General features: G+C 70.5%; 6 protein-coding genes and 2 pseudogenes. 4 read left to right on the plus strand and 4 right to left on the minus strand.

The genetic code is table 11. The annotated features are described in order from the left end of the window. Positions 1-115: 115 nt before the first annotated feature. From efeU to efeO, 3 genes are all read right to left on the minus strand, one after another. Positions 116-964, minus strand: coding sequence for an iron uptake transporter permease EfeU (efeU, locus tag IEZ12_RS34785; RefSeq protein ID WP_043907331.1), 849 nt, complete (start codon positions 962-964; stop codon positions 116-118). Between the two features lie 44 nt (positions 965-1,008). Then, positions 1,009-2,301, minus strand: a complete 1,293-nt coding sequence (gene efeB / locus IEZ12_RS34790; protein WP_189278036.1) for an iron uptake transporter deferrochelatase/peroxidase subunit — start codon at positions 2,299-2,301, stop codon at positions 1,009-1,011. A 98-nt stretch (positions 2,302-2,399) separates the two neighbouring features. Next, complete coding sequence (gene efeO, locus IEZ12_RS34795) at positions 2,400-3,551, minus strand: iron uptake system protein EfeO (RefSeq protein WP_189278038.1); 1,152 nt, start codon at positions 3,549-3,551, stop codon at positions 2,400-2,402. 329 nt (positions 3,552-3,880) lie between these two features. Here efeO and IEZ12_RS34800 point away from each other — a divergent pair, with 329 nt between their 5' ends. The 4 genes and pseudogenes from IEZ12_RS34800 (at position 3,881) to IEZ12_RS40465 (ending at position 6,328) form a co-directional block, all read left to right on the plus strand. Then, on the plus strand, positions 3,881-4,411 hold the full coding sequence (locus IEZ12_RS34800; RefSeq protein WP_189278041.1) for a hypothetical protein: 531 nt from the start codon (positions 3,881-3,883) through the stop codon (positions 4,409-4,411). Then, positions 4,363-5,184, plus strand: a pseudogene (gene tgmB, locus IEZ12_RS34805) (ATP-grasp ribosomal peptide maturase); the annotation flags it as partial. The gene IEZ12_RS34800 and the pseudogene tgmB, both read left to right, overlap by 49 nt. Before the next feature lie 320 nt (positions 5,185-5,504). Further along, positions 5,505-5,717 (plus strand): annotated as a pseudogene (locus tag IEZ12_RS40460) (rRNA adenine N-6-methyltransferase family protein); the annotation flags it as partial. 35 nt (positions 5,718-5,752) lie between these two features. Then, positions 5,753-6,328: a methyltransferase domain-containing protein gene (locus IEZ12_RS40465; protein WP_308431118.1), complete on the plus strand. Its 576-nt coding sequence runs from the start codon at positions 5,753-5,755 to the stop codon at positions 6,326-6,328. Between the two features lie 128 nt (positions 6,329-6,456). Here IEZ12_RS40465 and IEZ12_RS40750 read toward each other — a convergent pair whose 3' ends face one another. Continuing rightward, positions 6,457-6,585: an LPXTG cell wall anchor domain-containing protein gene (locus tag IEZ12_RS40750; protein WP_373295517.1), complete on the minus strand. Its 129-nt coding sequence runs from the start codon at positions 6,583-6,585 to the stop codon at positions 6,457-6,459. Positions 6,586-6,588 lie beyond the last annotated feature (3 nt).

The raw sequence follows: 6,588 nt of genomic DNA on the forward strand, positions 1-6,588 counted from the left end.
CAGGACGCCCGGTCGTGATCGGCACGGCCGTACCGGGCACCCCCGGAAACGACGAACCGCCCGGGCTCCGCATCGTCTGCGGAACCCGGGCGGTTCTGTCGGCAGCTGCCGACCGTCAGGCGGCCTTCGCCTCCGTCGCCGGGGCGGGCTTCGGCGCGGTGCCGGTCGCCTTCGGCTTGCGGAAGAAGAAGTACAGCGTCGGGGTCAGGTACAGCAGCCAGATCACGACCTGGACCACCGTCGGGTTCGGCTGGAAGTTGAACACGCCCTTCAGCAGGGTGCCGTACCAGCTGTCCACCGGGATGGTGGAGGAGATGTCGAACGCCAGCTCGTGCAGGCCGGGGATCCAGCCGGCCTCCTGCAGGTCGTGCACGCCGTAGGCGAGGACGCCCGCGGCGACGACCACCAGCATGCCGCCGGTCCAGGTGAAGAACTTCGCCAGGTTGATCTTGAGCGCGCCGCGGTAGAACAGCCAGCCCAGCACGGCCGAGGTGAGCAGGCCGAGGATCGCGCCGACCAGCGGGTTCCAGCCGTCGCCGGTGGCCTGGACGGCGGTCCAGATGAACAGCGCGGTCTCCAGGCCCTCCCGGCCGACGGCCAGGAAGGAGGTGACCACCAGGGCGACGGTGCCCATCGCCAGCGCGGCGTCCAGCTTGCCGTGCAGCTCGCTCTTCAGGTGCCGGGCGGTGCGCTTCATCCAGAACACCATCCAGGTGACCAGACCGACCGCGAGGATCGACAGGCTGCCGCCGAGCGCCTCCTGCGCCTCGAAGGACAGCTGGTTGGAGCCGAACTGCAGCACCGCGCCGAAGGCCATGGACACCGCGACGGCACTGCCGACGCCGATCCACACCGGGCCGAGCCGGTCCTTGCGGCCGGTCTTGACCAGGTAGGCGATCAGAATGCAGACCACCAGGCTGGCTTCGAGGCCTTCTCGAAGGCCGATCAGGTAGTTGGCGAACACGGCGGTTCTCCTCGGTGGGGGCGTGAGGGTGATGGGGGCGGGGGTCAGCCGAACAGGGTCTGGCCCCACCACTCGCCGGGCTTGCGGACTCCGGGCGGGCAGGCGAAGTGGGCGGATCCGACGTGCGTGATGTACTCGTTCAGCTTGTCGCTCGCCGCCAGCTTGGTCTGCAGCGGCACGAACGCCTTGCGGGTGTCGCGCTGGTACGCCAGGAAGAACAGGCCGGCGTCCAGGCGGCCGAGACCGTCGGTGCCGTCGGTGAACGAGTAGCCGCGGCGCAGGATCATCAGCCCGTCGTTGCTGTCCGGGTGGGCCAGGCGCACGTGCGAGGTGGCGGGCATCGCGGCCAGGTCGGGCGCGTCGCGCTCCTTCTGCTTGCCGTACGGGGCGCCTTCGATCTTGGTGCGGCCGAAGGTTTCCTCCTGGTCCTGCAGCGAGGCGCGGTCCCAGGTCTCGATGGTCATCCGGATCCGCCGGGCCACCAGGTAGGAGCCGCCGGTCATCCAGTCCTGGCCGTCGCCGGGCGCCACCCACACGTGCTTGCCGAGCCCGTCCGCGTCCGTCCCGGCGATGTTGTGCGTGCCGTCCTTGAAGCCCATCAGGTTGCGCGGGGTCTGGCTGTCGGGCGTGGTCGACGAGGTCTTGCCGAAGCCGAGCTGCGACCAGCGGACGTTCACCACGCCCATGCCTATCCGGGCCAGGTTGCGGATCGCGTGCACCGCGACCTGCGGGTCGTCCGCGCACGCCTGGATGCAGATGTCGCCGCCGCTGCGGTTCGCCTCCAGCCGGTCGCCCTTGAACTTCGGCAGGTCCACCAGCGCCTCGGGCCGCTTCGCCTTCAGGCCGAACCGGTCCTGGCCGTCCTTCTCGAACAGCGTCGGCCCGAACCCGATGGTCAGCGTCAGCCGGGACGCCGGCAGGCCGAGCGCCTCGCCGGTGTCGTCCGGCGGCGACTGCGGGACCACGCCGACCGCGCCGCCGCCGACCTCACGGCCGCCGGTGATCGAGGCGGCCGCCTTCGTCCACTCCTTGAGCATCTTGACCAGCGCGTCGCGGTCCTCGGTGATCACGTCGAACGCGGCGAAGTGCAGCCGGTCCTGAACGGGCGTCGAGATCCCCGACTGGTGCTCGCCCCAGAACGGCACGTCCTGGCTCTGCGCCGCGGCGGCCGGCGTGTCGCTCCCCATGGTCGCGGCGGCCACCGTGCCCACCCCGGCCGCACCGATCGCGACACCCGCGCCGGCCCAGCCGATGACGGCCCGTCGGCTGAGCCCGGCCCGCTGCTGAACCCCACCGGTCTCGGCGGGAGCCGCCTGCTGCTCGTTCTCGGCGTCCATCTGTGACGTTCCCTCTCGGAAGTGACCTGCTCGGAAGTGACCTGCTGACAGCGGATTAGCTTACGCTGCCCTTACTTCGCGTACGTGGGCTGTGTCGGTCACTTGACCACGACGGCGGCGGCCAGCTTCGACAGCGGCTCGCTCAGCGCGTTCACCGCGTCGGAGAAGGTCTTGCGCTCGCCCTCGGTCACCTTGTCGTACGAGGTGTAGGTGCCGTCGGCCTGGCGGTACTTGCCCAGCAGGCCGGTGATCTTCTCGAACTCGGCGTCCAGGGTCTTCGACAGCGTCGGGTCGTTCTCGGCGGCGACCGGCTTCAGCAGCTCGTAGGCCTGGCGGGCGCCCTCCACGTTGGCGGCGAAGTCCGACAGGTCGGTGTGGCTGTAGCGGTCCTCCTCACCGGTGATCTTGTTCTTGGAGACCTCGTCCAGCAGCTCCTTGGCGCCGTTCGCCATGCCGGTCGGAGTGATCTCAGCGCTCGGGACGCGCTTCTGCCAGTCCTTCAGATCGGTCACCAGCTGGGTGGCGAGGGTCTTCTCCTCGTCACCGATCTTGCCGTCCGCCCACAGCGCCTTCTCCAGGCGGTGCCAGCCGGTCCACTGCTGACCGTCCTCCAGCGCGTCCTCGCGGGCGTCGGTCTTCGGGTCGATGTCACCGAAGCTCTCCGCCACCGGCTCGGTGCGCTCCCAGCCCAGGCGGGACGCGGCGAACAGCGACTTCGCCTTCTCCACGTCGCCCGCGGTGATCGCCGCCGCGAACTGCTCCACCACCGGGATGGTGGCGTCCGCCTGCTCCTGCGCGTACTTCCGGTAGTCCGCGACGGCCTGCGTCAGCCGGTCGTCCGTCTTCGCCGGCGCCCCCGAGGCCGCCGTCACCGTGATCTTCTGCCGGATGCCGTCACCGGTCATGCCCGGCTTGCACGCCACCTCGTAGGTGCCGGCCTTGATCTCCGCGTTGATGCTGACCTTGGTGCCCGGGCCGATGTTCTCCCGCTCGGTGACGATCTTGTCGCCCTCGGCGTACACGTACACCTCGGTCGTCTTGTTGCCCTTGTTCGCCACCGCCAGCTCGACGTGCCCGGCCGGGAACGAGGTCTTCGACAGCTCGCACTTGCTGTCCGTCGCCGTCACCTGCACGGGCCCGCTGCCGTCCGCGGACACCTTCCCGTCGTCCTTCTTCGAGCACCCCACCAACGCGGCACTCGCCACAGCGAGAACGAGGAAGGTCGCGGCAGTCGTACGGCGGGCGGGCATGCTCACTCCAGGGACGAAGGTACGGCGGACTCCACGGACACCCGGGGCTGTTCCCCGGCGCCGCTCAGTAAGCTAAGGCATACCTTATGTCCCCCGTCACCCGGGGTCGAGACCATCCCTACCCGCCCCCTCCCCCGCCACCCCACACATTTCGGCCAACCTCCCCACCCATCACGCCAGTTCACCCCCACCCCGACCGCCCCACCCCACCCGCCGATGTGACCGGGGCCACGCCCCGACTCCACGTCAACTCCGGTGGACCGCACCGCCTGTGCACACGACCTGAGCCGGTACCGTCCGATACACGCCGCGGCGACAAGGGGACGGTCATGGCCGACAGCAACGACAGCGGGGAACGGATCGGCGAGCTGATCGCCGGCCGCCGGAAGCACCTCGGGCTCTCCGAGGAGGACGTCGCACGCAAGCTGGCCGACACCTCCGGCTACACCCCCAGCCGCACCGACGTGTGGCGGTGGGAAACCGAGTACGAAGGCCGCACACCGGGGCCGCAGTACCTTCCGCACTTGGCCGAGGTACTGGAGCTGGACGAATCCCGCCTGCGTCGCGCCCGCGCCGCCACGAAGGCCGCCCGCCGGTTCAAGGTGTCCGCACCCGTCTCCTCCGCCGAGGTGATCGCCCGGCTTCTCCCCGCCGACACGGAGCTGTCCCCACTCGGGACGACGACCGGACGCACCGTCGGCGCGGCGGACGCCGAGGCTCTGCTGCGCCGCGTCCACGGCATCCGGCTGGCGGACGACGTGCTGGCCGGCGGAGACCTGGTGGAAGCCGTCATCCGCGAGCTGCGGTCGGGGTGTCGTTCGCGGCCACCATCACGCCTCACGGCATCGAGGGAACCTTGACCACTCCGACCCGGAGGGCCGACCTGGCGCGCGTTCGCTCCCTGTACTACCGGCGGCCCTCCGGGTTCACCTTCTCCCACCTGGACGGCCAGAACGCCCGCTTCGCCATCACCCAGGCCCGCTACGGCCTCGGCGGCATCATGGCGTCGCTGCCTGGCTGTCTCTACGTCAACCACCCGCACCGCATTGGCGACGCCGAGTTCAAGCCCTCCGGCCTGGCCGTCGCCGCCGGCTGCGGGTTCCGCCTCCCGCCGACCCTGATCACCTCCGAACCGGACGCCGCAAGGGCGTTCATCAAGCGCCACGGCCCGGTGATCTACAAGCCGCTGTCCACCCCGCTCTACCGCGTCAACGGCGTGTCCTGCACTGTCGAGGTCGGCGACGTCGCACCCGAGGACATCGACGACGCAGTGGCCGGCACGGCCCACCTGTTCCAGCAGCGCATCGACAAGACCGCCGACGTGCGCGCAACCGTCATCGGCGATCGGGTGTTCTACGTCCGGATCGACTCAGACCTGTTGGACTGGCGCACGGACTACTCGCGGCTGACGTACTCGGTGGTACTGCCGCCGGTCGGCCTGGAGCGCCGACTGCGCGCCTACCTCGACCGGTTCGGGCTGGTCTTCGGAGCATTCGACTTCGCTGTCGACCGGCGTGGGCAATGGTGGTTCCTGGAGTGCAACCCGTCCGGACAGTGGGCCTGGTTGGAGTCGGAGACCGGTCTGCCCATGGTCGCTGCGATGGCCGACCTGTTGGAGAGGAATGCGACGTGACCTCGGATGCGACGCTGCGGCGACGACTCGCCGATGCGCTGGCCACCGCCGGCTGCCTGCGCACCGAGTCGTGGCGGCGCGCGGTGGAGGCGGTGCCCCGTCAGGAGTTCCTGCGCGGCGGGTTCTTCGAGCCGGTCGCGGATTCGGTCCCGACCGCGTGGCGGCCCGTGCTTCTTGAGGCCGATGGATGGCTGGAGCGCTGCTACGCGGACGAGTCCCTGGTCACCCAGATCGCCGGGACCATCGTGCCCCGCGACGTCCGCGGCGAGATCCTGCGCGCTCCCACCTCCTCCAGCACGATGCCGGGCCTGGTGGTGCGAATGCACGAGGACCTCCAAGTCGAGCCCCACCAGCGGGTCCTGGAGATCGGCACGGGCACCGGATACTCGACCGCACTGTTGTGTCACCGCCTGGGGGACGGCCTGGTGACGTCGGTCGAGATGGACCCCGAGGTGAGCCTGCGCGCACGGAACGCCCTCGGCACTTGCGGCTACCAGCCGGATCTGGTCGTCGGTGATGGGCTGCTCGGCCACCAGGACGGCGGCCCCTACGACCGGGTGACGGCCACGTGTGGCGTGCTGGAGATCCCCGGGAGTGGCTCGAACAGACCCGACCCGGCGGGAAGATCCTCGCCACGGTGTGCGGCTGGCTGTACTCCTCGGAGCTGGCCCGACTCACCGTCCACGAGGACGGCACAGCAACCGGCCGGTTCCTCGGCGGACAAGTCTCCTTCATGCTCGCCCGGCCACAACTCACTCCCCCACTCGGCCTGCTGCCCGACCTCGACGCGGGCGAGGAACGCCCGACGACCCTCGGGAACGACGCACTGGACGACTGGACCGCCCGGTTCGTCGCCCAACTCGCCGCCCCGCACGCCCAGCGGATCGCCCTCGCCCGCGACGGCCGGAACGACACCGTACTGATCGACGTCGAGGCCGGAACCTGGGCCTGCCTCACGCAGGCCGGCGGCGACCGCTGGACGGCCCGCCAAGGTGGCCCGGACCGCCTCTGGGACCGGGTGGAGGAGAGCATCGCCCGCTGGCGCACCGACGGCGCACCGCCACTGGACCAGTTCGAGATCACCGTCGCCCCCGAGGGCCAGACGATCACCTGGCCGTCCGGCAGACCGACCTCGGGGGCATGACCGGGCGCGAGACACCGCCCGGCAAGCCGGGTAGAACCGTCCCCGCCACACAACGGCAGGGGACCGCCCCCGGAGCCCGAAGGTCCCGGGGGGCGGTCCTCACTGAACGAGCGGTGATTCTGAGGGTGTTACCCCACGAACCGGTCCGCGTTCGCCCGGCGCCGTGCCCGGTAGAGCAGCACTCCGCCCAGCGTCAGCAGCCCGCCGCCAGCCAGGCCCGCCGCGGCGAGACCCGCAGGCGAACCCGTGTCCGGCAGGTG

The organism is Kitasatospora griseola (assembly GCF_014648555.1).
Classification (GTDB): Bacteria; Actinomycetota; Actinomycetes; order Streptomycetales; family Streptomycetaceae; genus Kitasatospora; species Kitasatospora griseola.